Origin of the sequence: Vibrio maerlii, assembly GCF_003415655.1 — a bacterium.
Lineage (GTDB): Bacteria > Pseudomonadota > Gammaproteobacteria > Enterobacterales > Vibrionaceae > Vibrio > Vibrio maerlii.
In genome coordinates this window covers 1-677 of the sequence record NZ_QRHC01000046.1, presented here as the reverse complement: position 1 = coordinate 677, position 677 = coordinate 1, and the positions used below count along the sequence as shown (strand labels likewise).

The window sequence follows — 677 nt, the reverse complement described above, 5'->3', positions numbered from 1 at the left end:
GGGTACTTAGATGTTTCAGTTCCCCGGGTTCGCCTCGCTGCACTATGTATTCATGCAGCGATACTTACTTATGTAAGTGGGTTTCCCCATTCGGAAATCCCAGACTCAAAGACTTTTACTGTCTAATCTGGGCTTATCGCAAGTTAATACGTCCTTCATCGCCTCTGACTGCCAAGGCATCCACCGTGTACGCTTAGTCACTTAACCATACAACCCCAAGAGGTTTCGATTTGCTTTCACTTTTTAAAAGTGAAGACAAAAAGGTGTATGGAAAACAACCAAGGTTTTGTCTCTCATTATTTAAATGAGCGAGAGACATTCGATTTTGCCGGACTCAAATATAAACAACTTTCGTTGTTTCCAAGAACACTTGAATGTGTGTTGGTACCTACATCTCTAAGAGATATAGGATTTGAGAACTTTTAATTGAATAACAACGCATATCCGAAGATATGGGGATTGTTGTTATTCGTCAGCTTTCCAAATTGTTAAAGAGCTAGTTCGTTAAGAACCATGTTTAAATATTCTCAAAGAGAAAACACTTAAAGATGGTGGAGCTAAGCAGGATCGAACTGCTGACCTCCTGCGTGCAAGGCAGGCGCTCTCCCAGCTGAGCTATAGCCCCAACGAAATATCATGTTTACGCCACACCCTTCTGGGAGAAGAGAGTGGTGGGT

General features: G+C 42.2%; 1 tRNA gene and 1 rRNA gene. Both read right to left on the bottom strand.

The features are described from left to right. Nucleotides 1-207 (bottom strand): 23S ribosomal RNA (locus tag DPF91_RS21945); the annotation flags it as partial. 342 nt (nt 208-549) lie between these two features. Continuing rightward, nucleotides 550-625 (bottom strand) — tRNA-Ala (locus DPF91_RS21940). Nucleotides 626-677 lie beyond the last annotated feature (52 nt).